The organism is Actinokineospora baliensis (assembly GCF_016907695.1).
In the GTDB taxonomy this organism is placed as follows: Bacteria; Actinomycetota; Actinomycetes; order Mycobacteriales; family Pseudonocardiaceae; genus Actinokineospora; species Actinokineospora baliensis.
In genome coordinates this window covers 403,969-427,022 of sequence record NZ_JAFBCK010000001.1, presented here as the reverse complement: position 1 = coordinate 427,022, position 23,054 = coordinate 403,969, and the positions used below count along the sequence as shown (strand labels likewise).

Sequence of the window (23,054 nt, the reverse complement as noted above, 5' to 3'; positions counted from 1 at the left end):
CCGCAATCGACTCGTGGTCCACCGTTTCCATATGACTCGGGAGATGGCGGCCTCAGCGGTCGGCGGCGGCGCGGTAGGCGGCGACGGTGAGTTCGGCGCAGCGGCGCCAGGTGTAGGCGGCGGCGTGGGCTCGGCGTTCGCTGATCTTGCCGGGGGTCAGGCGGCTTTCCAGGGCCTCGGTCAGCGCCGCCGCCATGGCGTCTATCTCGCCGAAGGGGACCAGGTGGGCGTGGTCGCCCGCGACTTCCCGCAGGGCGGCGACGTCCGTGCAGACGACGGGGACGTCGCAGGCCATGGCTTCGATGACCGGGAGGCCGAAGCCCTCGTCGCGCGAGGGCAGTGTCAGCGCGGACGCCCCCGCGACGACGCTGCGGAGGTCTGCTTCGGACAGGTAGCCGGTGGTGCGGACCCGGCCGCCCGATGCCGTGTGGCCGGGTCCGACCAGGACCAGCGGGGGCAGCGCCGGGGTGTTCGCGTGGGCCTTGATCAGCCAGTCGAGGGCTTTGCGCGGGCCGGGGGAGCCCACGTACAGCAGGTACTCCCTGGGCAGGTTCAGCCGCTTGGCCAGGTCCGGGTTGGGCGGGCGGGCGGTGAACCACGCCGGGTCGACGCCGAGCGGGGTCACCCGGACCTTCTCCTCCGGGACCTCCAGCCGCGACACCACCAGGTCGGCCACCGCCCGGCTCGGGGCGCACACGACCCCCGCGCGGTGCGCCGAGACCCGGACCAGCTCGGGCAGCCGGGTGTCGAAACGCGAGAGTTCCTCGGGGTAGTCCAGGAAGCTGAGGTTGTGGACGGTCAGCACGCCACCGGCGCGGAACGCGGCCGGGAGCACGAAGTTGGTGCCGTGCACCACATCGGTGAGCCCGGCGAACAGCTCCACCGGCGGGAACGTCCCCCGCAGCCACGCCGCGCGCAACAGGCCCGCGGGTGACGGGATGCCGCGCGCCCGCACCCCGTGCGGCAGGACCCGGCGCAGCCCGCGCCAGCCGCGCAGCGTGAACGCGACCGCGCGCATGTCCACATGGGACGACGAAGCGAGTTCCTCGGCCAGTGCGGCGGTGTAGCGGCCGATGCCGGTGCGGTTGCCCAGCAGCGGTGTCCCGTCGATCAGTACCCGAATCGGCTTAGGCATGCGGGTGTCCCCCTGACTGCCGTGCGGTCGCGGCGCCGAGCCCGCGCGCGAGGGGCGTGCGCGCGCGGCGGACCGGTCGGGTGCCCTGAGCCAATCCTGCCTCCTCGCGCGCGTGGTGCCGCCAGCCATAGCGTGCCTCATCGCAGCGCGTGATGGGTGCTCAACGGCAGGAAACGGGGGGTCGCGCCCGCGGCGTCGGCACGGGCGCCGCCGCCGCCTCACCCGATCGCCCCAACCCACGGCGTCCGGTTGGCGCACAACGGAGGTCGCTATGTCCAGAGTGGAGCGAGCGGCAGGCGGAAGTTCACCCGTTCGTGAAAGATCTGGTCGGCGGCGGCGAGCGCGCTGGGTGACCGGGTGCGTGCGGGTTCGGCGCCGGGGGCGGGTCGGGCACAATGTCGGGTCGTGACCGCTGAACCCACCGCCTACGGCGACCGGATCGCCGTGGTGACCGTGACCTACTCGCCCGGGGACACCCTGGAGCGGTTCATCCAGACCCTGGCCGCCGCCACCACCCGCGAGGTCCGGGTCGTGCTGGCCGACAACGGCTCGGTCGACGGCGCCCCCGAGGCCGCCTCGGCCGCGCACGACCACGTCGACCTGGTCCGCACCGGCGGCAACCTCGGCTACGGCGGCGGCGCCAACCGCGGCGTGGCCGCGCTCGGCCCCGAGTACGGCTGGGTCGTGGTGGCCAACCCGGACCTGGAGTGGGCCCCCGGTTCGCTCGACGACCTGCTCGCCGCCGCCGAGCGCTGGCCGCGCGGCGGCGCGTTCGGCCCGCTGATCACCGAGCGCGACGGCACCGTGTACCCGTCGGCGCGGGAGGTCCCCTCGCTCGGCAAGGGCATCGGGCACGGCGTGCTGGGCAAGGTGTGGCCCGCCAACCCGTGGACCCGCGCCTACAAGCAGTCCGCCACCGACGTGCGCGAGCGGGTCGCGGGGTGGCTGTCCGGGTCCTGCCTGCTGCTGCGCCGGACCGCCTTCGACTCCGTCGACGGCTTCGACACCCGGTACTTCATGTACTTCGAGGACGTCGACCTCGGCGAGCGCCTCGGCGAAGCGGGCTGGCAGAACGTCTACGTCCCCTCCGCCACCGTCATGCACATCCAGGGCGTCTCCACGGCCAAGGTCTCCGACAAGATGCTCGCCGCCCACCACGACAGCGCCTACCGCTACATCGCCGACCGCCACCGCGGCCCGGCCTGGGCCCCCGTCCGCATCGCGATCAAGGCGGGCCTGGCACTGCGCCTGCGGTTGGCCACCCGCTAGCGGCGTTGCAATAGCCCGCCTGGGCCGCCGTTTAGGTGGGTTGGTGGTTCACGAGCCGACCCGTCGCTGGCGGTCGTCGACCTACAGCGCCTCGGGGAACACGGCTTTCGCGATCGACGAGCCGGTGGTGCACGGTTCCTGGGTGGCGCCGAGAGTCGCCCTCGACGCCGCCGGGCGGGCACGTGATCGTCGCTGACGTTCACCCGGGCGCCGTGTCACGAGGCTCGATCCCGCTACTGCGCACCCTGGCGGCCGCCCCGCGAGGCTGGTTCCTACCACCACCTTGTCGGCGCCGACCTATGTGTGGCATTGACCGCCGGTTCGGCGTCCGCGTCGCGATCAAGGCGGGCCTGGCACTACGCCTGCGACTGGCTACCCGCTAGCGGCGTTGCGCCGCAACAACTCGGTCGACCCGGGCCCGCGCGGCACCTGGTTGTGGCGCACCGCCGCACTGACAGTCCGAACAGGACGGTCAGCGGTCGCCGTCGAGGCGCTGGGACAGGGAGGGGCGGCCCGGGTGCGGTTGCGGCCGTACGGTCGGCACCATGCCGTCCGCCGGGTGCGGGTGCTGCTGCCTGGGGTACGGGCGCGGTGGGGCGGCCACCGACTGGGTGGCGGCTTCCTGCGCTATCGCCGGGAGTTCGGCGGTGGGGCGGAAGGCGTCCGAATCCGCGGGGAAGACCATGGTGACGTCCGGGTCGGCCTCGTCTATGGCGGCGACCACGGCCCTGGGGATCTGCAGGGTCGCGGCGGCGTCCATCGGGGAGATGGCGCTGTCCGGGGTGACGACGTAGGCGCCGCGCGCGCGGGCCCGCGCCAGGATGGCATCGGCCCGGTCACGGGGGTCCATGTGGCGGCCTCTCCTGCGTCGCTGCCAGTGGTGTTCGGCACTGCTTGTCCTACGGCAAAACACGACCTTGCCCCGTCAGAGTATCCCGCTCGGCACGCCGCGTCATCGGGCCAGGCCGATCATCGTGGAATCCGAGTCGGATTCACAGGTAGTCGGCGTCGCCGCGCTCGCGCAGGATCTCGGTGAGCCGCTTGATGTCCTGGGCCCGGTCCCGGTCGCAGACCAGCACCGCGTCCTCGGTGTCGACCACGATCAGGTCCCGCACGCCCAGGGTCGCCACCAGCCGACCGCCGTTGGGCACCACGATCACATCCGACCCGTCGACCACCACGGCCCGGCTCCCGCCCGCCTCGGAGGTGAACGAGCGGCCGCCCTCGCCGACGTCGGTGCCGAGCAACCGGACCACGGTCTCGAAGTCGCCGATGTCGCTCCAGCCGAAGTCGCCCGGCACGGTCGCGACCTTGCCCTCCTCGGCGGCGGGCTCCATCACCGCGTACTCCACGGCCACCTTCGGCACCGTCGGCCACAGCTCGGCGAGCACGTCCTCCTGCTCGTCGGTGTCCCACGCCGCCGCGATCGCGGCGATCGGGCCCGCCACGTCCGGCCTGCGCGCGGCCAGCTCGGCCAGGAACAGGTCCGTCCGCCAGACGAACATGCTGGCGTTCCACAGGTACGCGCCCGACTCCACGTACCGGGTGGCCACCTCCAGCGACGGCTTCTCCTTGAACTCCAGCACCGGCTGGATCACCCCGCGCTCGGCGGGGGCGCTCAGCTGCAGGTAGCCGTAACCGGTCTCCGGACGGGTCGGCGTGATGCCGATCGTCATCAGGTAGCCCTCGCGGGCACCGGCCACCGCCCGCTCGACCGTCCGCGCGAACTCGTCGGTGTCGGTGATCAGGTGGTCCGCGGCGAACGAGGCCATCACCGCGCCGGGGCTGCGCCGCTCGATCACCGCGGCGGCCAGCGCGATCGCCGCGCACGAGTCCCTGGCGAACGGCTCGACCAGGATGTTGCGGTCGGGCAGGTCCGGCAGCTGCCTGGCCACGCCTGCCGCGTGCGCGGTGCCGGTGACCACCAGCAGCCGCTCCGGCGGGGCGAGCGGGGTCAGCCGGTCGAAGGTCGCCTGCAGCAGCGAGCGGTCGGTCCCGGTGAGCGCGTGCAGGAACTTGGGGTTGCCCGCGCGCGACAGCGGCCACAGGCGGGTCCCGCTGCCACCCGCGGGGACGACTACGAACAGTTCTGACAGCGTCACTGGCACGGGTCCTCGGTGCTAGGGGCTGGAGCACGGTGGCGTCAACTGTAACCAACCTGCCGGTACGGTCCCCGTGATGACGTCCACCAGCCGCGTTTGGCGCCCCGACTACCCGCTCGACCTCGCGCAGGTCCTGCGGCCGCTGCGGCGCGGTTCGAGCGACCCGGCGTTCCGCCAGGACACCGCCGGGGCCTGGTTGGCGGCCAACACCGCCGATGGGCCGGGCACGCTGTTGCTCACCCGGGCGGCCGAGGACGTCACGGCCACTGCCTGGGGGCCTGGCGCGGTCACGTTGCTCGACGGGCTGCCCGCGCTGCTGGGCGCCGAGGACGACGACTCCGGGTTCGAGCCGTTGCACCCGCTGGTCGCCGAGGCCAAGCGGGGGCTGCCGGGCATCCGGCTGGGTGCCACGGGACGGGTGTGGGACGTGCTGCTCGCGGCGGTGCTGGAGCAGAAGGTGACCGGGCAGGAGGCGAGGCAGTCCTGGCGCGAACTCGCGGTGCGCTTCGGCGAACCCGCGCCGGGGCCGGTGCCCGCCGGGATGTTCGTCCCGCCGACCCCGGCCGCGGTGCTGGGGATCGCGGACTGGGAGTGGCACCGGGCGGGCGTCGACTCGGCGCGGCGGCGGGCGATCATCGCCGCGGCCCAGGTCGCCGGGCGGCTGGAGAACGCCGCGGTGCTGCGCGGGGTGGCGGGCCGGTTGCTGCTGCGCAAGGTGCCGGGGATCGGCGTGTGGACCGCCGCGGAGGTCGCGCAACGGGCCTGGGGCGACCCGGACGCGGTGAGCGTCGGCGACTACCACATCCCGGCGATCGTCGGGTACGCGCTGACCGGCCGCAAGACCGACGACCGGGGGATGCTCGAACTGCTGGCGCCCTACGCGCCGCACCGTCAGCGCGCGGTCCGCTACATCGAGGCGAGCGGGTTCGCCAAACCCCGCTTCGGGCCCCGGCTCTCGGCGAAGGACTACCGCCGGATGTGACGGCCGCGGATCGCGGTGTCGGCGGGGATGACGCAGTTGTCCCAGTCGTCCGGCGCGTAACCCAGCGCGTGGCGAACCCGCCTGCGGGCGATCAGCAGGCTGTTGGCATAAGACGACGCCCCGGTGGACTGGTCCAATTCCGCGATCTCGTGCGCGGGCAGGTTCGCGATGGCCAGCGAATACCAGTGCAGCGCCTCGTGCTTGTCGCCGCGCGTGGTGTGCAGTTCCGCGGCGAGTTCGCACGGCGCCGGGTACACCGGCAGTTCGGTGCGCAGCGCCTCCAGTTGGGTCGCCGCGTCGTCGTAGCGGCCCAGTTCGAACAGCAGGTCCGCCAGGGCGACCCTGGCGAAACCGCGGTCCTCCCCGCCCAGCGCGATGGCCTCGTCCAGGTAACCGATGGCCGCGGTCGGCTCGCCCGCCCTGCGCTTGGCGTGCGCCGCTTCCAGCAGGACGTCGCCGCGGTCGTCGTAGCGCAGCAGCCAGGCGAATTCCTCGGTCATGGGTAAAAGCTAGCAACCGGGAAAAGTCGGCGCCGGGGCGGACACGCGATTGTCCGGCAAAATAAAAACAATTCTTCACCCGGTTCGGCGAAGGCTCCACCGAATTGTCACCTCATGAGGTGAAATCACCGCAGAACGGCCAGGATCGGGTCGATTTCCCGGCCGCCATCCGGTAATGCGTCCACCGGCCACCAGCGCAGGTCCAGCGACTCCGGCCCGCGCACCGGGATCGCCCCGGCAGGCGCGCGCACCGCGAACCGCACGTCGAAGTGCCGGGTCGGCAGGCCGAGAGAGCAGGTGATCGGGTGCACGTCCACGTGCAGCGGCACCGGGTCGATGCGCAGCCCGGCGATCCCCGACTCCTCGGTCGCCTCGCGCAGCGCCGCCCCGGCCAGCGTGCGGTCCGAGGGCTCGCAGTGCCCGCCGAGCTGCAACCACCTGCCGACCCTCGGGTGCAGCGTCAGCAGCACGTGCTCGCCCTCGGCGTCGAACACCAGCGCCGAGGCGGTGATGTGGCCCGGCTCGCACGAGCGCAGGCACGCGTCCGGCCTGGCCAGCAGGAACCCCAGGAAGGCCTGGCGCAGCGACTCCTGGCCGCGGAAGGCGGGCCGCCAGGCCGACATCGTCGCGACCGCGTCGGGGTGCGGGCTCACAGTTCCAGCAACTCCTCGTCCCGCGGCTCGCGCGGGGTCAGCTCCTGCGGGGGCCGCCCGACCGCGACCGCGCCGAGGGGTTCCCAGGTCGCGGGCAGCCCCAGCACCGAGCGCACCACGTCCGGGCAGAAGATCGTCGAGGATACCCAGCACGACCCCAGGCCCTCCGCGGCGAGGGCGACGAGCAGCCCCTGCACCGCGGCACCACCGGCGACGGTGAACATCGTCCGCTCCGCCTCCGCCCGCCGGGCGTCGGGATAGGCGTGCGCGCCCTCGCGGACCAGGAACGGCAGCACGACCTCCGGCGCGGCGACCAGCAGGTCACCCCGGGCGACCCGGCGGGCCACCGCGGCGTCGTCGAGGCCGTCGCCGCGCAGGTCCGACTCCCACGCCGCCCGCATCGCGGCCAGCAGGTCCGCCCGCCGCCCGGTCAGCCGCACGAACCGCACCGGGCGGGTGTGGTGCGGCGCGGGTGCGGTCAGCGCCGTGGCCACCGCGCGCCGGATCGCGCCGACGTCCACCGGCTCGTCGGCGAACGAGCGCAGCGACCGGCGCAGCAGCACCGCCTCCCGGCGCCCCCGGGTGATCGCCTCGGCCGTGCCGAGCCGGAACATGTCCTCCTCGACCGGGCGCACCAGGTCCCGCGCCGTGGACTTGTCGTCGCCGATCTCAAGCCCGCGCACGACCGCGACCGGCACCCCGCCGAGCTTGCCCTTCACCAGGTCCGCCGCCGCTGCCACCTCGTCGGCGACCGCGACCTGGGTCACCGCCAGCTCGTTGCCCATGGGGTCGACCACGCCCGCGTAGGAGTGCAGGGCGCGCAGCCCGGACACCCCGATCGCCGCGTCGGTCTGCCCCAGCCGCCACGCGCGGCCCATGGTGTCGGTCACCACGACCGCCACCTCCACGCCCAGCCGCTCGCGCAGCCCGTTGCGCAGCGCCAGCGCCGAGGCGTCCGGGTCGGCGGGCAGCAGGGCGATCTCGTCGCCCGCCACGTTGGACGCGTCCACCCCGGAGGCCGCCTGCACCACGCCGATCCGCTTGTTCACCGTGATCAGCGTCGGCCCCCTGGCCGCGATGACCCGCTCGGCCTCCTCCAGCACCGCCCGCCGCCGCGCGGCCTCCCGCTCGAGGGGGTCGGTGGGCACCCGGTACAGCCTGCCCTCCACTTTGGACACGATCTTGCTGGTGACCACGACGACGTCGCCGGAGCGCAGCCACGGCGCCGCGGCGACCACCGCGCCGGTGAGGTCGTCGCCTGGGCGGAACTCGGGCAGCCCGCGCACCGGCAGGACCTCCACCGACCCCGCCGCGCCGTGGTCAGCCAACCTCGACCCCGCCGAGCTCGACCGCCGCGCGCACCATGGCGGCCGTGGCGTCCACATCGGACATCAGCAGCGGAACCGCCCGAACCGCGACCCCGGGCACGTCGGCCTTGTCGCCCGCGGCGACCAGCCACCCGTCCAGCACGCCGCCCTCCGAGCAGGCCCGCGACCCGTAGTGCCGACCGACCGCCTCCGCCGAGCTCTCCAGCCCGATCGCCTCGAGGCAGGCGTCGGCCATGCCGCGCACCGGCTTGCCGCCGATGATCGGCGACACGCCCACCACCGGCGCCTCGGTCTTGCGCAGCGCCGTGCGCACGCCGGGCACCGACAGCACCGTGCCCACGCTCACCACCGGGTTCGACGGCGCCAGCAGCACGATGTCCGCCTCGGAGATCGCCTCGACCACGCCGGGCCCCGGGGTCGACTCGTCCGCGCCGACCGGCACGATCGACCGCGCCCTCGGCTCCGCGCGGTAGCGGACCCACCACTCCTGGAAGTGCACCGCCTTGCGCTCACCGGTGCCGGGCTCGTCGATGACCACGTGCGTCTCCACGCGGTCGTCGGTCATCGGGAGTAACCGGACCCCGGGCTTCCACCGGTCGCACAGCGCCGCGGTGACGTCCGAGAGCTCGTAGCCCGCGCGCATCATCCTGGTCCGCACCAGGTGCGTGGCGATGTCCTTGTCGCCGAGGCCGAACCACTCCGGCTCGGCGCCGTAGGCGGCCAGTTCCTCCTTCACCACCCAGCTCTCGCCGGTGCGGCCCCAGCCGCGCTCGGTGTCGCTACCCCCGCCCAGGGTGTACATGCACGAGTCGAGGTCGGGGCAGATCCGCAGGCCGTGCAGCCAGATGTCGTCCGCGGTGTTCACGACCGCGGTGATCTCGTGCCCGCTGGGCGAGTCGGGCTCGCCGACCGGTGGCAACCCCAGGAACCTCTTCACGCCGAGCAGGAACCGGGCTCCCCCGACCCCGCCGACGACTACCACTACCTTCACGGTCGGCGATCCTCGCAAGTCTGGTCGGCGGCGGGTCGGCCCCGCCGCCGAGAGATGGTTTTCACGTTTAGTCTGCCCACAGGGGCCTTTAGCGATCGTTTAGCGCCAGAAGAAGAACGCGTACTGGCCGTAGACGGCGTAGACCTCGTTGCCGCCGACCGCGCCGTAGAGCGCCTGAACCGCGTCCCAGAACACCTCGCTGGCACCGGGGATGCCGATCAGCACGGCGAACAGGATCAGCGGCGCCCACTGCCTGGCCTTCGCGCCGAAGCGGCGCGCCTCGTAGGACAGGTACGGCTCGATCGCGCCCCACCCGTCCAGGCCGGGCACCGGCAGGATGTTGAGCACGAACGCCGCGAGCTGCAGCAGGGCCAGGAACGACAGGCCCCAGGCGATCCCCGGCGCGGGCTCGAACACGTTCACCGACAGCGCCAGCAGGATCGCGATCACCAGGTTGGCGAACGGACCGGCCAGCGACACGGCTGAGTCCACCGCTCGGGAACGCAGCGCGTGGTGGTTGATCCACACCGCCCCGCCCGGCAGCGGGATGCCGCCGATCGCCAGGAACAGCAGCGGCAGCAGCAGGCTCAGCACCGGGTCGGTGTAGCGGCGCGGGTCGAGGGTGAGGTAGCCCTTGAAGTACACCTCGCGGTCGCCGCCGCGGAAGGCGACGATCGCGTGGCCGAACTCGTGCAGGCACAGCGACACCGCCCACCCGCCCATGACGAGCAGGAACACCCCAGCTCGCAGCGCTGTCTCGCCCTCCAGCAGGGTCAGCAGAGCGCCCCCCACGGTGAGCACGAGGAGCGCGAGGAAGACCGGTGACGGGCGGACCGCTGATCGCTGCACGACACCAGTGTGGCAATGTCGGTCGGTTGGCGGGCGACCGGACCGCCGATCGCCGTCGTTTCGGCACGTACACGATCGGGTACGGGGAGCGCATATCCCATCACCCGCTCGGGGGCCGCGCTTGACCCGCCGCTGCGACACGGGTGTAATCACATCGATGTCATTCGCCACGGGGACGGCCTATGGCATCCGCCAGCCGGGGAGTGCGGAAGGCGAGGAGGCGGGCGATCATGCAGGGATTGGGTGACGGGGGCCGCGTCGTGGAGTGGGGCGAGCGGTCGACAGAGGACCTCGGGGTGTTCTCCGGGTTCTTCGACGAGACCGAGGAGCAGGAGTGGCAGGAGCGCGCCCTGTGCGCGCAGACCGACCCCGAGGCGTTCTTCCCCGAGAAGGGCGGCTCGACCAGAGAGGCCAAGCGGATCTGCCTCGGTTGTGAGGTCCGCTCCGAGTGCTTGGAGTACGCCCTGGCGCACGACGAGCGGTTCGGCATCTGGGGCGGTCTGTCCGAACGGGAGCGGCGGAAGTTGAAGAAGCGCGCGGTCTGAGCACCGCGCGTCCGCGCCGAGGGCCTGACTGGGGAGTCCGGGCTCAAGGTGGTCGTGGGAACCGTCGATAACGCGGGCTGAGCCGCCCGCCTTCACACGGTCCAGCACGTCTCGTCGTACGGTGGGCGGCCAATGGCCCGCGAACGAGGGAGGTGTGCCGGTCCGTGCCCCCTCGGTCCCGGTCGGCACTGGCGCGCGGCGGTCCCGTGCTGCGCACGGCGCCGGTGCTCGCCGTCCTGGTCTGCCACGACGGTGCCGAGTGGTTGCGCCCAGCGCTCTCGGCGTTGCGCAGGTCCAGCCCCCGGCCCCGGCACGTGATCGCCGTGGACACCGGGTCGACCGACGACACCGCGGCGCTGCTCGACGCCGCGTCGCGCGGACCGGACCAGGTCGTGGACGGTGTGCTGACCCTGGACCCGGCGACCGGTTTCGCCGACGCGGTGCACGCCGCGGTCGAGCACGCCGTCGAGCGCTGGGGTGACCCGGGCGGCTGGATCTGGTTGCTGCACGACGATTGCGCGCCCGACCCGGACTGCCTGGCCACGCTGCTGCTGGCCGCCGAGGTGTCGCCGTCGGCCGGGGTGCTCGGTCCGCTGGTGGTGGACTGGCAGGACCCGAGGCTGGTGGTCGAGGCCGGACTGTCCACCGACGCCTCCGGGCACCGGCAGACCGGCGTCGGTCCGTCCGAACTGGACTGGGTGCGGCTGGGCAGGGGTGCCGACCGGACCGCCTTCGAGCAGACCGCCTTCGAGCAGACCACCGAGGTGTTGGCGGTGTCGTCGGCCGGGATGCTGGTGCGCCGCGCGGTGTGGGACGAGGTGGGCGGGTTCGACCGCGCGCTGCGGCTCTACGGCGAGGACATCGACCTGGGGTGGCGGGCGAACCAGGCCGGGCACGTGGTCCTGTGCGTTCCCACCTCGCGGATCCGGCACGCCCGTGCGGTGTCCACCCGGCGCCGCAGGGTCGACGCCGGGTCGCCGCGGTTGGGGTCCACCCCGCGCGCCCTGGCTCGCGGGGCCGGGCTGCGGACGTTTTTGGTGAACTGCTCCGCGCTGTCGTTCCTCGTCGGTGTGCCCAGGCTCACCCTGCTGTGTTTGGTGCGCGCCTTGGGTTTCGCAATGCAACGCAGGCTGGCCGACGCGCGCGCGGAACTGCGGGCCGTGGCGTACCTGCTCGGGGGCGGTGCCGGGTTGCGCGCCGCGCGGGCGGAGCGGGCCCGTCGGGGGAAGCGGTCCGGCAGCGTGCGCGGCTTGTTCACCAGCCGGTCCACCCGGTTGCGCAACGCCACTCGGGGTGCGGTGTCGACCATGGTCCGCAGGCGGGTCGCGGCTGATGCGGCGCTGGGGCGGCTGCCGAGCGACTACGACCCCGCCGCAGTGTGGCTGCCGCCGGATTCCGTGCCCCGGCCGCCGGTGAGCCCGGATGTCCTGCCCGCCGGTGCGGGTGGTCGGCCGCGGCGGGCGGGACTGCGCCGACCGGAGAAGGCGATCGCGGTGCCGCTGGTCATCGAAGCAGGTGAGCAGCCGAGCGGGCTGCGACCCAGCCCTGGACCGCGGCCGTCGCCGGTGCGTCGGGACGGGACGACCCCGGTGCCCGCGGAGATGGTGTTGGTGCGGGTCGACCGCGGGCGGGTGTTGCGGCAGATCGCTTTGGCGCCACCGCTGTTGCTGGTGCTCGGGTTGGTCGCGCTCGCCTTCGCGGTGAACGCGGGCAGGCTGGGACTGGACCTCGCGGGCGGGCGGTTATCGCCGATCGGCTCGCTCGAGCAGGTGTGGTCCGAGTACCTGGCGACGTGGCACGGAGTCGCGGGCGGGACCGCCGCTCCCGCGCCGACAGCGCTGGCGGTGCTCGGATCGCTGGGAGCGGTCTTCGCACCCGTGGGCGGTCCGCAGGTCGTGGTAGCGCTGTTGTTCCTCGCGGATCTCCCGCTGGCGGGCCTAAGTGCGTATGTGGCGACCAGGAGGGCACCGGTCCGCCGGTGGGTGCGGGCACTGCTCGCGCTGGGGTACGCGTTGCTGCCGCCCGCTGCTGCCGCTGTGGCGCAGGGCAGGCTCGACGCGGTCGTAGTGCACATCCTGCTGCCATTGGTGGCTTCCGGGATCGCTGCGTTGATCGGGCGCTACCGGGTCGGCGAGGGGACCTGGCTGTCGACGGCAGCGGGAACGGCACTCGGGGTGGCGGCGATCGGGGCCTTCTCACCCCTGACGCACCTGACGCTGGTCGCCATGGCACTCGGCGGGTTCGTCCTCGTCCCCGGTGGCGGTGCCCGGCGCGGAGCGGCTCTCTTCCTTCTGGTGCTCATGCCGTTGGCGTTGCTGCTGCCGTGGCCCGCGGTGGTGATCCAGCACCCGGGCGTCGTCCTGCACGGCCTGGGTTCTGTCGTTGACGCGCCCGCCGCCTCGCTGGTGGACCTGGCGAGCCTCAACGCGGGTGGGCCCGGGGCGTGGTCGTTCGTCGGCTTCGTGGTCGTCGCGGCTGTGCTCGTCGGTATCGCCGCCGGTGCCCGCCGCGCCGTCCTGCCGGGACTGGCGTTCGCGTTGCTGGGAGTCGCGACCGTCGTGTTGGTGCGGTTGGTGCCCGCGACACCGTTGAGCGGTGGACCCGCTGTGCCCGCGTGGACCGGGGTACCGCTGTTGATCGTCGGCTGGGGTCTGGTGTGGGCACTGCTGGGGGCACTTCGCACCGGCCGGGCGCGCGTGCGGTGGCCAGCGGTCCTCGCGGGAGCGGCCGCGGTCGGCGTGCTGGCGATCGGCGTGATCATCCCCGGTCGGCAGGGCCCGCTCGACGACACCGGCGGCGAGCGGTTGGCGACCACGCTGACCGCGGAACTCGCCAACACCAACCGGTCCGTACTCGTCCTGTCCGACCACGCACCCCGCCAGGCCACCGGCCGCGCGCCCCTGTTCGGCGACGACGACCTCGCGCCGACCCCGTCCGCCGGGCCCCGGCTCGCGGGCCTGGACCGGGAGTTGCGCTCCGGCGACACCGACCGGGTCCGGACCGCGGTCCTGCGCGCCGCCGCCTCCGGCGTCCTGTTCGTCGTGATCCCCATGGCCGAGGCCGACGTGTTCCGCGACCGCGCGGGAACCCTCGTCGCAGACGCCCCGCAAACCTCGGCGGGCTCCGCGGTGTTCCGGCTCCTGCCGCGCTCCGGCTCGGCGTACCTGCTCTCACCCGATGTGGCGCACCAGGCCCTGACCGGCGGGACACCGCCCAGCGACGGCGCGGTGCCCGTCGCCGCCGCCCCGCCCCAGGTCGCGGTTCGGGTGTCCGACGGGGCCGAGGGCAGGCTGCTGGTGATCACCGCCGAGGAGGAGCCCGGCTGGCAGGCCACCGTCGACGGCAGGCCCGTGGCCGTCGTGCGGGCGTGGGGCAGCTCGGTCGCGGTGACCGTGCCGACGCGGGCGGCCGAGGTGCGCATCGAGCAACCCACGACGTTGCGCGGGTTGTTGCTGCTCATCCAGGCCGCGGTGGTGCTGTTCGCCCTGCTGACCGCGATCCCCGGCCGCCGGGGTCAGGACTCGCCGTCGATCACACCCGGGTCCAGGCCGAGGTAGGCCGCGACCTGCTCCACCAGCACGTCGTGCACCAGGTCCGCGAGGTCCGCGCTGTCCTTCGCGCGGGCCTCCAGCGGCCGCCGGTACAGCACGATCCGCGCCCTGGTCGGCTGACCGCGCCGGTCGACACCCGCCCGCACCAGCCGCGCCAGCGGCACACCGCTGTCGGCGAGCACCCCGTCCGGGGTGTCCGGGGTGACCTCGGGCACGTCGTCGACGGCCACGTCGAGCTTGGTCAACTCGGTGCGCCACCGGGCCTCGATCGGCTCCAGGGCGTCGAGCACCAACGCGTCGAACTTCTCCGCGCGGGTACTGGCCGCGGGGAGCGTCGACGGGTACAGCGGCCCGCGCAACCCGCGGCCGTGCCTGTCGCGATTGCGCCGTCCGCGCCGCCGGGAACTGCGAGCCGTCACCACCCTGAGCAGGGTACGCGGGTCCCGTGCTGGGCCGGTTGGGCGTGTCGGGGGCGTGTCGTGCGGCACTTGGGGCCCGCAGGCCCGCAAAGGCGCTATGGTCACCGATCGTGCGGAGCGTGCGGCGGTGTTCGCGGACCGGGTGTGTCGACCCGGCCGTAGCCACGCTGACCTACGCTTACGCCGAGTCCACCGCCGTTGTCGGACCGCTGGCGACGTACTCCGAACCGCACAGCTACGACCTGTGCGAGGAGCACGCGCTGCGCCTCACCGTCCCGCGCGGCTGGGAGGTCGTCCGCCACGACGGCGCCTTCGCCCTCCCCGAGCCGTCGGTCGACGACCTGACCGCGTTGGCCGAAGCCGTGCGCGAAGCGGGCCGCGTGGACCGCCCGGTCGAGCCGATCGACCCGACCGCTGGCGCCGCGGGTCGACGGGGCCACCTCAGAGTTCTCCCGGACCCCATCAACGATTAGCGGACCGTCGGGTGACGCTGACAGTCGGCCTTTCGATGCCGCCGGTAGGCTCCTGGCCAGTAGTAGCGGGCGGCTGCCGAGGTCTCCCGCGCGACCCCTGGGAGTACCCCGTGCGCGACCTGTCCGGTGTCTTCAAGGCCTACGACATCCGCGGCGTGGTGGGCGAGCAGATCGACACCGACCTGGTGCGCGCCATCGGCGCCGCGTTCGCCCGGCTGGTCGGTGGACCCGCCGTGGTCATCGGGTACGACATGCGCGACTCCTCGCCCGGCCTGGCCGAGGCGTTCGGCGCCGGGGTCGCCTCGACCGGGGTCGACGTGGTCAACATCGGTCTGGCCAGCACCGACATGCTGTACTTCGCCTCCGGCAGCCTGCAGTTGCCCGGCGCGATGTTCACCGCCAGCCACAACCCGGCGAAGTACAACGGCATCAAGCTCTGCCGCGCGGGCGCTGCACCGGTCGGCCAGGACTCCGGGCTCACCGAGATCCAGGCCGATGTGGAGGCAGGCGCCGAGTACCCGGCCGCCGAGAAGGTCGGGTCGGTCGAGCACAAGGACCTGCTCGGCGAGTACGCCGCCTACCTGCGCGAGCTGGTCGACCTCTCCGGCATCCGGCCGCTCAAGATCGTGGTGGACGCGGGCAACGGCATGGGCGGGTACACCGTGCCCAGCGTGTTCACCGGTCTGCCGCTCGACGTCGTGCCGATGTACTTCGAGCTCGACGGCAGCTTCCCCAACCACGAGGCCAACCCGCTGGACCCGAAGAACATCGTGGACCTGCAGGCGAAGGTGCGCGAGGTCGGCGCGGACGCCGGGCTGGCCTTCGACGGCGACGCCGACCGCTGCTTCGTCGTCGACGAGAACGGCGACCCGGTCTCGCCCAGCGCCATCACCGCCCTGGTCGCGGTGCGCGAGCTGGCCAAGGACCCCGGCGGCACGGTGATCCACAACCTGATCACCTCCGACGCGGTGCCCGAGATCGTCGCCGAGCACGGCGGCACCCCGGTGCGCACCAGGGTCGGGCACTCGTTCATCAAGCAGGAGATGGCCCGCACCGGCGCGATCTTCGGCGGCGAGCACTCCGCGCACTACTACTTCCGCGACTTCTGGAAGGCCGACACCGGCATGCTCGCGGCCATGCACGTGCTGGCCGCGCTGGGCGAGCAGCCGGGCCCGCTGTCCGAGCTGACCAGGGAGTTCAACCGCTACGCGGCCTCCGGTGAGATCAACTCCACGGTGACCGACCAGGCCGGGCGGCTGGCGGCGATCCGGGCCGAGTTCGGCGGGCGCACCGGGGTGGAGCTCGACGAGCTCGACGGGCTGACCGTGCGGCTGCCCGGCGGCGGCTGGTTCAACCTGCGCGCCTCCAACACCGAACCGCTGCTGCGGCTCAACGTGGAGGCCGCCGACGAGACCGCGGTCGCCGCGATCCGCGACGAGGTGCTGGCGATCGTCCTGGCTTGAGCTGCGGCGACCCGCTCCCCCCTGGGACACTGGACACGAGGAGGACCACCATGGCAGTCACACTGGACCAGCAGCTGTTGGACATCCTCGCCTGCCCGTCCGAGGACCACGCCCCGTTGCGGGTCGGCACCCCGGACGACCCCGAGGCCGACGTGCTGACCTGCACCGAGTGCGGCAGGCGGTACCCGGTCACCGACGGCATCCCGGTGCTGCTGCTCGACGAGGCGGAGGACCCCTCCGCCGACCGCCCGACCGCGGCGGCACAGTGACCGCCGTCCCCGACGACAGCCTCCTCGACGACCTCTCCCGGCTGGGCGAGGCCGACCCGGAGGGCATGCTGCGCGCGGGCGCCATGGCCGGTGCCCAGGTGCGGGCCACCGCCGAGGCGTCGGTGGAAGCGGGCATCGACCGGCTTGAAGGTGTGCGGCCGCGCGCGGTCGTGCTGATGACCCGACCCGGCCTGGGACCTGCGGTGTCGCGGCTGCTCGCCGAGCTACTGCTGCCCGCGTGCCCGGTACCGCTGGTGATCACCGACGTCGTCCCGCCGTGGGTCGGCGCGCTGGACGTGGTCATCGCGCACACCGACGACCCCGGTGACGTGCAGCTCGCCGAGGACGTCGACCGCGCGGGCCGCCGGGGCGCGGGCGTCGTGCTGACCGGGCCCGGCGAAGGGCCGGTCGCCGCGGCCGCCGCGGGCAACGGGGTGCTGATCTCGCCGCGGCTGCCGGTGCGGCCCGGCTTCGGCTTCCCGACCGCCTTCACCTCCGGTCTGCTGGCCCTCAAGACCCTCGGCCTGCTGCGCGTGGACGCCAACAGCCTCGCCGACGAGCTCGACCGCGAAGCCGAGCGCGACCACCCGCAGCACGAGTCGTTCGTCAACCCCGCCAAGTCCCTGGCGCTGCGCCTGGCCGAGCACTCCCCGCTGCTGTGGGGCCTCGACCACGTGGCCACCGCAGTCGGCAGGCACGCGGTGCAGGTGCTGGGCACGCACACCGACCTGGTCTGCGACGTGGTCGGCTTCCCGCAGGCCAACAGCCGCACCGCGCTGTTCCGCGCGGCCGTGCGCGCCACCTCCGAGCGCGACATCTTCGCCGACCCGGACACCTTCGACGGCCCGGCCGCCCTGCCGCCGCGGGTCGTGCTGCTCGCCGTGCGCGCGCAGCCGGGCGACCCGGTGCGCAGGCAGGCGCACGAGACCCTGCCCGCCGCGGACCTCATCGCCCCGGCCGAGGAGATCACCGCCGACGAACCGACCCGCGCCGCCGTGCTGGCGCTGCGGTTCGAGCTCGCCGCGCTCTACCTGGGCCTCGCCGCGGGCACCACCGGCGGTTCCGGCCGGTACGCTCCCGCGACCGCGTGAGCCGCGGTCCACGCGTCATGGCCGGTTCGGGGCCCGGTGCCGCACTGAGACGGCGCCAGGGTGGCACGAAGGAGTGAGTAGTCAGGTGGAGCTGCTGCGCAATGCGGTGCGCCCGTATGCGTGGGGTTCGCGCACGACCATCGCCGAGCTGCTCGGCAACCCGGTCCCCGCGCCGCACCCCGAGGCAGAGCTGTGGATGGGGGCCCACCCGGGCGACCCGTCCCGGTTCGTCGACGGCGAGGGCGCCGTGCACTCGCTGCTCGAGCGGATCGACGCCGACCCGCTCGGTCAGCTCGGTGACGCCACCGCGTCGCGCTGGGGCAACCGGCTGCCGTTCCTGCTCAAGATCCTCGCGGTCGAGGAACCGCTGAGCATGCAGGCCCACCCGTCGGCGGCCCAAGCCGCCGAGGGGTACGCCGCCGAGGAGAAGGCGGGCATCGCCAGGGACGCGGCCAACCGCAACTACCCGGACCCGACGGCCAAGCCGGAACTGCTGTGCGCGCTCACCGAGTTCCACGCGCTCGCGGGCTTCCGCGACCCGGTCCGCACGATCGCGCTGCTGGAGCAGCTGCGCACGCCGGGGCTCTCCGCGCACATCGACCTGCTGGTCGGCCAGCCCACCTCCGACGGGCTGCGCGCGCTGTTCACCACCTGGATCACCCTGCCGCAGCCCGCGCTCGAGCGGCTGATGCCGGACCTGATCGACGCCTGCGTCGCGCACATCAAGGCGCACGGCGAGTTCTCCCTGGAGTGCCGCACCGTGCTCGAACTGGGGGAGAGCTACCCCGGTGACGCGGGCGTGCTGGCCGCCCTGCTGCTCAACCGGCTGGTGCTGCGCCCCGGTGAGGCCATCTACCTGCCCGCCGGGAACCTGCACGCCTACCTGCACGGCACCGGCGTCGAGATCCTCGCCAACTCCGACAACATCCTGCGCGGCGGTCTGACCCCCAAGCACGTCGACGTCCCGGAACTGCTGCGGGTGCTCGACTTCGGCTGCGGCGACATGCCGGTGTCCACCGGGGACCAGACCGGGCGGCTGCGGACCTACCGCACCGACGCCCCCGAGTTCGAACTGTCCAGGGTGGAGTGGGCCGAGGGCGAACGCGACCGGGTCCTGGTGCCCGCGGCGCGGCCCAGGATCATGGTGTGCACCGACGGCGCGGTCGAGGTCGGCGGCCGCCTGCTCGGCCGCGGCGAGTCGGCCTGGGTACCGGCGTCGGACCCGGACCTGGCGCTGACCCCGGTCGGCACCGCGCGCGCCCAGGTGTTCCTGGCAACCGTGGGCGCCGAGGCACCGGAGCACGACACGCTCTAGGCTGCCACCCGATCGACCCGACATAACGGACTAGCACCAGGGAGCGACTGTGTCCGCAGGAGGCAGCACCAAGGCCATCCTCGCCGCGTTGGGCGCGAACGCGGGGATCGCCGTGGCCAAGTTCGTCGGCTTCCTGATCACCGGGTCGTCGTCGATGCTGGCCGAGTCGGTGCACTCGGTCGCCGACACGTCCAACCAGGGCCTGCTGCTGCTCGGGCAGAAGACCTCCCAGCGGCGCGCGACCAAGGAGCACCCGTTCGGTTTCGGCCGCGACCGGTACTTCTACTCGTTCATCGTCGCCCTGATGCTGTTCTCCCTTGGCTCGGTCTTCGCGCTCTACGAGGGCATCCACAAGATCGGCCACCCCGAGGCGCTGTCCGCGCCGTGGGTGGCCATCGGCATCCTCGTGGTCGCCATCGGCCTGGAGTCCTACTCCTTCTACACCGCCATCGTCGAATCCAAGAAGATCAAGGGCGACGCCACCTGGTGGGGCTTCATCCGGCAGTCCCGCACCCCGGAACTGCCGGTGGTCCTGCTCGAGGACGCGGGCGCCCTCCTCGGCCTCGTCCTCGCCCTCCTCGGCGTCGGCATGACCCTGGCCACCGGCGAACCCGTCTGGGACGGCATCGGCACCCTGTCCATCGGCGTCCTGCTCGGCATCATCGCCATCATCCTGATCGTCGAGATGAAGTCCCTGCTGATCGGCGAAGGCGCCACCGCGGACGAACTGACCAGGATCGAGCACGAACTCGCCACCGGCAAGGTCGAGCGGATCATCCACCTCCGCACCCAGTACCTGGGCCCGGAAGAACTGCTGGTCGCCGCCAAGATCGCCCTACGCCCCGGCCTCCCCATGGAAGACGTCGCCCAGGCAATCGACGACGCCGAAGCCCGAGTGCGGGCCGCCGTGCCCTCGGCCCGGTTGATCTACCTGGAGCCAGACCTGTACCGGGACTCCGTCAAGGCCTGATCTCTCGGTGGCCTGCCTGTCGGTCGGGCACCTCCGACCCGGCTGGCAGAGGTCGAGTTGTCCACAACCCTCTTGCCTGTCCACAGCTTTTCGCGTGCCCTTCCTCCACAGTTCATGCCCGATAGAATGGGATCGGGGCCGCCCCCGGAGAGGGTGGGGGCTGTTTTTCGGGCGCGCGCGAGCGAAAAAGCGTGGGCGAAAGGGCGTGGCGGGCAAGGGGCGGTGGGGGTTAGGCGGGTGGGCGGTTGGTCGAGGCTTGGCTCAGTCGGCTGAGTAGGCGGGTGGCTGTGGCTTGGTGTCCGGCTTCGGTGAGCAGGCCTGCGGGGGCGAGGACGTAGTCGCGGTCGGTGGTGATGCGGGCTGTGCGGAGGATGGGGCGTAGGACCGGGTCGGCGCGCAGGGTCTGTTCGACCTGGGCCAGCGCGGCGGGGGGCGCGTGGCGGAAGACGCCGCCGGAGAGGATTAGGAGGGCTGCGCCTCGGGGGCCCAGTCGGTTGTCCACCAGGCGCAGGTGGCGGCGGATGGCGATGGTGGCGGCCAGGGCGGCCAGCTGGATGTCTACTTCGGACTCGTCCGGAGTGGACGGTACGAAGTCGACGTCGGTGGCGCGGCGTTTGGCGGCTGGCATCAGGGTGTCGTCGGGGATCAGCTGCTCGGCGCGGGATTCGGTGACGATGCCGGGTGCCGACCAGCGCATGCCGATGTCGCCCTCGACGGTCCTGCGGTCGGCGGGCAGGGCCACGGTCGCCCCGGTGTCCTCCACTGTGGACACTGCGGAGTAGACATCCGTGGTGGCGCCGCCGACGTCGACGACCAGGACCGCGCCTGGGTCGTCGTCGGTGGCCAGCAGGTGGGCCAGGCGGGAGACGCCGACCAGGACGGCGTCGGGGGTGACGGTGCGGACCAGGGAGCGGAAGCGCTTGCCCCGCGACAGGCCCTTGCCGCCGATGACGTGCTGGAGGAAGACCTCGCGGATGGCGTCGCGTGCCGGTCCCGGGTTCAGCTCGCCGACGTCCGGTAGGACGTTGTCGGTGGCGACCACGGTGCGGTCGGCGAGCACGCCCAGCGCCTCGTCGCGCGCGTGCGCGTTGCCCGCGAGGACGATCGGGACGCTGATGCGGTTCTCCGCGAGCCTGCGCGCGTTGTGCAGCAGCACGGCCTCGTCACCGCCGTCGGTGCCGCCGACGAGCAGCACCACGTCCGGGCGGTCGGCCCGCAGCGGGCGCAGGCTCTCCACCTCGCCCGCGCTGACGTGCACGACCTTCGCGCCCGCGGAGAGCGCGACCCGGTAGCCCGCCTCGGTGCTGACCAGCCGCTCCTGGCCGACGACCGCCAGCCGCAGGCCGCCACCCGCCGACGAGCAGGCGAGGACCTCGGCGCTGGAGGCACCCAGCGCCGAGGTCACGGCCGCGATCCCGTCGAGGACCTCCGGCGGCGTCGTCGCGTGCTGGGCGGTGCCGAGCAATTCGCCGTCCGGGGCCACCAGGGCGCCCTTCGTCCAGGTCGATCCGACGTCAACGCAGAGCAGCGCGGGTACGGGCACGGAGCGGCATCCTACGGTTCGTCCCGCTGCCTGCGCCCGACCAGCGACTTGCGGCGGCTGTAGGCGAAGTACACGATGACGCCGAGCACCATCCAGGCGATGAACCGCAGCCAGGTCAGCACGGTCAGGTTCAGCATCAGCCACACGCAGGCGATGATCGCCAGGATCGGTACCAGCGGCACCCACGGCACCCGGAACGACCGCTTGAGGTCCGGCCGGGTCTTGCGCAGCACGATCACCCCTGCGGAGACCAGGATGAACGCGAACAGGGTGCCGACGTTGACCATTTCCTCGAGCTTGTCCGCCTCGAAGAACGTCGCCGCGACCGCCACCAGCACGGCGACGGTGACGGTGGCGCGCACCGGGGTCTGCTTGCCGCCGGTGTGCGCGAGTTGGCGCGGCAGCAGGTGGTCGCGCGACATCGCGTAGATGATCCGGATCTGGCCGAGCATGAGCACCATGACCACGGTGGTCAGGCCGGCGAGCGCGCCGACGGAGATGAGTTGCGCGGCCCAGTCGACACCGTTGAGGGAGAACGCGGTGGCGAGGGTCTTCTTGTCCTCGCTGCCATCCGGCTTGATCGTCGTCGCGAGTTGTTGGTAGGACACCATTCCCACCAGGACCAGCGACACCGCGACGTAGAGCAGCGTCACGATCGACAGCGACCCGAAGATGCCGCGCGGCACCGACCGCTGCGGGTTTTTGGTCTCCTCCGCGGTGGTCGCGACGATGTCGAAACCGATGAACGCGAAGAACACCAGCGAGGCACCGGCCAGCAGGCTGAACGCCCCGAACGCGCTGCCCTCGCCGCCCGCGATCACCGAGAACAGCGACTGCTCGATCCCGCTCTTGCCCGCGGGCGGCGGCTGCGACTCGGGGACGAACGGCGAGAAGTTGGCCGCTTTCACGTAGAAGAGGCCGAAGACGATGACGAACAGCACGATCGCCACCTTGATCCCGGTGATGACCGCGCTGACCCGCGACGACAGCTTGGTGCCGACGGCGAGCAGCAGGGCCAGGAAGACCACCAGGACCAGCGCGCCCCAGTCCATGGTGAGCCCGCCGAGCTTCACCAGCGTCGCCGTGCTCTGCGACGGGTCGAACCCGAAGACGTACCCCAGCACGGTGTTGAGGTACACCGACCACCCCTTGGCGACCGCGGCGGCGCCGACGGCCAACTCCAGGATCAGGTCCCACCCGATGATCCAGGCGACGAACTCGCCGAAAGTGGCGTAGGAGAACGTGTACGCGCTCCCCGCGACGGGCACGGTGGAGGCGAACTCCGCGTAGCACAAGGCGGCCAACGCGCACGCCACCGCCGCGATCACGAACGCGATCGACACCGAAGGCCCGGCCAGGTCACCGGCTGTCCGCGCGGTCAGGGTGAAGATCCCGGCCCCGATCACCACGGCGACCCCGAAGACGATCAGGTCCCAGGTCGACAGGTTCCGGCGCAGCTTGGTGTCCGGCTCATCGGTATCCGCGATCGACTGCTCGACGGATTTTGTCCGCCACAGCCCGTTACCAGGCACCGCGGCCCCCTCTCCTTGCGAGTGAATCGGTCACGAAAGGGTAATGCTGGTGGTGTATTTCCGCCGGATGATGA

The 23,054-nt window shown here is 72.7% G+C and carries 21 protein-coding genes; 10 read left to right on the top strand and 11 right to left on the bottom strand.

Translation table 11 applies throughout. The annotated features are described in order from the left end of the window. Positions 1-52: 52 nt before the first annotated feature. Positions 53-1,135 carry a glycosyltransferase family 4 protein gene (locus JOD54_RS01555; RefSeq protein WP_204448836.1) on the bottom strand — a complete coding sequence of 361 codons (1,083 nt, stop codon included), beginning with the start codon at positions 1,133-1,135 and terminating at the stop codon, positions 53-55. A gap of 405 nt (positions 1,136-1,540) precedes the next feature. Here JOD54_RS01555 and JOD54_RS01550 point away from each other — a divergent pair, with 405 nt between their 5' ends. Then, complete coding sequence (locus JOD54_RS01550) at positions 1,541-2,404, top strand: glycosyltransferase family 2 protein (protein ID WP_204448835.1); 864 nt, start codon at positions 1,541-1,543, stop codon at positions 2,402-2,404. Positions 2,405-2,876: 472 nt separating this feature from the next. Here the strand turns inward: JOD54_RS01550 and JOD54_RS01545 are convergent, their stop codons facing one another. Together JOD54_RS01545 and JOD54_RS01540 are read right to left on the bottom strand one after the other, a co-directional pair. Next, the gene (locus tag JOD54_RS01545; RefSeq protein WP_204448834.1) at positions 2,877-3,254 is read right to left on the bottom strand and encodes a hypothetical protein; all 378 of its coding nucleotides are present in this window, start codon (positions 3,252-3,254) and stop codon (positions 2,877-2,879) included. A gap of 142 nt (positions 3,255-3,396) precedes the next feature. Further along, positions 3,397-4,506 carry a mannose-1-phosphate guanylyltransferase gene (locus JOD54_RS01540; RefSeq protein ID WP_204448833.1) on the bottom strand — a complete coding sequence of 370 codons (1,110 nt, stop codon included), beginning with the start codon at positions 4,504-4,506 and terminating at the stop codon, positions 3,397-3,399. A gap of 76 nt (positions 4,507-4,582) precedes the next feature. Here JOD54_RS01540 and JOD54_RS01535 point away from each other — a divergent pair, with 76 nt between their 5' ends. Further along, positions 4,583-5,488, top strand: a complete 906-nt coding sequence (locus tag JOD54_RS01535; protein ID WP_204448832.1) for a DNA-3-methyladenine glycosylase family protein — start codon at positions 4,583-4,585, stop codon at positions 5,486-5,488. Here the strand turns inward: JOD54_RS01535 and JOD54_RS01530 are convergent. The 5 genes from JOD54_RS01530 to JOD54_RS01510 form a co-directional block, all read right to left on the bottom strand. Further along, positions 5,473-5,988: a tetratricopeptide repeat protein gene (locus tag JOD54_RS01530; RefSeq protein ID WP_204448831.1), complete on the bottom strand. Its 516-nt coding sequence runs from the start codon at positions 5,986-5,988 to the stop codon at positions 5,473-5,475. The genes JOD54_RS01535 and JOD54_RS01530 overlap by 16 nt on opposite strands. A 125-nt stretch (positions 5,989-6,113) precedes the next feature. Beyond that, positions 6,114-6,641, bottom strand: coding sequence for an NUDIX hydrolase (locus JOD54_RS01525; RefSeq protein WP_204448830.1), 528 nt, complete (start codon positions 6,639-6,641; stop codon positions 6,114-6,116). Further along, on the bottom strand, positions 6,638-7,969 hold the full coding sequence (locus tag JOD54_RS01520; protein ID WP_204448829.1) for a coenzyme F420-0:L-glutamate ligase: 1,332 nt from the start codon (positions 7,967-7,969) through the stop codon (positions 6,638-6,640). The genes JOD54_RS01525 and JOD54_RS01520 overlap by 4 nt, the downstream gene beginning before the upstream one ends. Then, positions 7,962-8,960 carry a 2-phospho-L-lactate transferase gene (gene cofD, locus JOD54_RS01515; protein ID WP_204448828.1) on the bottom strand — a complete coding sequence of 333 codons (999 nt, stop codon included), beginning with the start codon at positions 8,958-8,960 and terminating at the stop codon, positions 7,962-7,964. Before cofD ends, JOD54_RS01520 begins: the two co-directional genes overlap by 8 nt. 99 nt (positions 8,961-9,059) lie before the next feature. After that, positions 9,060-9,809, bottom strand: coding sequence for a site-2 protease family protein (locus JOD54_RS01510; RefSeq protein ID WP_204448827.1), 750 nt, complete (start codon positions 9,807-9,809; stop codon positions 9,060-9,062). Positions 9,810-10,039: 230 nt separating this feature from the next. Between JOD54_RS01510 and JOD54_RS01505 the strand changes: the two genes are divergently transcribed. Together JOD54_RS01505 and JOD54_RS01500 are read left to right on the top strand one after the other, a co-directional pair. After that, positions 10,040-10,354, top strand: a complete 315-nt coding sequence (locus JOD54_RS01505) for a WhiB family transcriptional regulator (RefSeq protein ID WP_239573246.1) — start codon at positions 10,040-10,042, stop codon at positions 10,352-10,354. A 164-nt stretch (positions 10,355-10,518) separates the two neighbouring features. Beyond that, entirely contained in the window at positions 10,519-13,911 is a 3,393-nt protein-coding gene (locus tag JOD54_RS01500; protein WP_307859780.1) for a glycosyltransferase, read from the top strand. Here JOD54_RS01500 and JOD54_RS01495 read toward each other — a convergent pair. After that, positions 13,869-14,327 carry a metallopeptidase family protein gene (locus JOD54_RS01495; RefSeq protein ID WP_204448825.1) on the bottom strand — a complete coding sequence of 153 codons (459 nt, stop codon included), beginning with the start codon at positions 14,325-14,327 and terminating at the stop codon, positions 13,869-13,871. The genes JOD54_RS01500 and JOD54_RS01495 overlap by 43 nt on opposite strands. A gap of 107 nt (positions 14,328-14,434) precedes the next feature. Between JOD54_RS01495 and JOD54_RS01490 the strand changes: the two genes are divergently transcribed. The 6 genes from JOD54_RS01490 (at position 14,435) to JOD54_RS01465 (ending at position 19,905) form a co-directional block, all read left to right on the top strand. After that, a complete protein-coding gene (locus JOD54_RS01490) occupies positions 14,435-14,797 on the top strand; it encodes a DUF3499 domain-containing protein (protein ID WP_204448824.1) in 363 nt (120 codons plus the stop codon). Positions 14,798-14,907: 110 nt separating this feature from the next. Then, entirely contained in the window at positions 14,908-16,260 is a 1,353-nt protein-coding gene (locus JOD54_RS01485) for a phosphomannomutase/phosphoglucomutase (protein ID WP_204448823.1), read from the top strand. 50 nt (positions 16,261-16,310) lie between these two features. Continuing rightward, positions 16,311-16,529, top strand: a complete 219-nt coding sequence (locus JOD54_RS01480; RefSeq protein ID WP_204448822.1) for a Trm112 family protein — start codon at positions 16,311-16,313, stop codon at positions 16,527-16,529. Beyond that, a complete protein-coding gene (locus JOD54_RS01475) occupies positions 16,526-17,620 on the top strand; it encodes an SIS domain-containing protein (protein ID WP_204448821.1) in 1,095 nt (364 codons plus the stop codon). The genes JOD54_RS01480 and JOD54_RS01475 overlap by 4 nt, the downstream gene beginning before the upstream one ends. Before the next feature lie 85 nt (positions 17,621-17,705). After that, on the top strand, positions 17,706-18,935 hold the full coding sequence (manA, locus tag JOD54_RS01470; protein WP_204448820.1) for a mannose-6-phosphate isomerase, class I: 1,230 nt from the start codon (positions 17,706-17,708) through the stop codon (positions 18,933-18,935). A gap of 49 nt (positions 18,936-18,984) precedes the next feature. Next, positions 18,985-19,905, top strand: coding sequence for a cation diffusion facilitator family transporter (locus JOD54_RS01465; RefSeq protein WP_204448819.1), 921 nt, complete (start codon positions 18,985-18,987; stop codon positions 19,903-19,905). Between the two features lie 229 nt (positions 19,906-20,134). Here the strand turns inward: JOD54_RS01465 and JOD54_RS01460 are convergent, their stop codons facing one another. Then, the gene (locus tag JOD54_RS01460) at positions 20,135-21,448 is read right to left on the bottom strand and encodes a glutamate mutase L (RefSeq protein ID WP_204448818.1); all 1,314 of its coding nucleotides are present in this window, start codon (positions 21,446-21,448) and stop codon (positions 20,135-20,137) included. A gap of 11 nt (positions 21,449-21,459) precedes the next feature. Then, entirely contained in the window at positions 21,460-22,980 is a 1,521-nt protein-coding gene (locus tag JOD54_RS01455; protein WP_204448817.1) for an APC family permease, read from the bottom strand. Positions 22,981-23,054: the final 74 nt, after the last annotated feature.

Excerpts from the sequence above, each read along its gene's own strand:
- JOD54_RS01555 (WP_204448836.1), bottom strand. The coding sequence starts at position 1,135 with ATGCCTAAGCCGATTCGGGTACTGATCGACGGGACACCGCTGCTGGGC.
- JOD54_RS01545 (WP_204448834.1), bottom strand. The coding sequence starts at position 3,254 with ATGGACCCCCGTGACCGGGCCGATGCCATCCTGGCGCGGGCCCGCGCG.
- JOD54_RS01535 (WP_204448832.1), top strand. The coding sequence starts at position 4,583 with ATGACGTCCACCAGCCGCGTTTGGCGCCCCGACTACCCGCTCGACCTC.
- JOD54_RS01530 (WP_204448831.1), bottom strand. The coding sequence starts at position 5,988 with ATGACCGAGGAATTCGCCTGGCTGCTGCGCTACGACGACCGCGGCGAC.
- JOD54_RS01505 (WP_239573246.1), top strand. The coding sequence starts at position 10,040 with ATGCAGGGATTGGGTGACGGGGGCCGCGTCGTGGAGTGGGGCGAGCGG.
- JOD54_RS01480 (WP_204448822.1), top strand. The coding sequence starts at position 16,311 with ATGGCAGTCACACTGGACCAGCAGCTGTTGGACATCCTCGCCTGCCCG.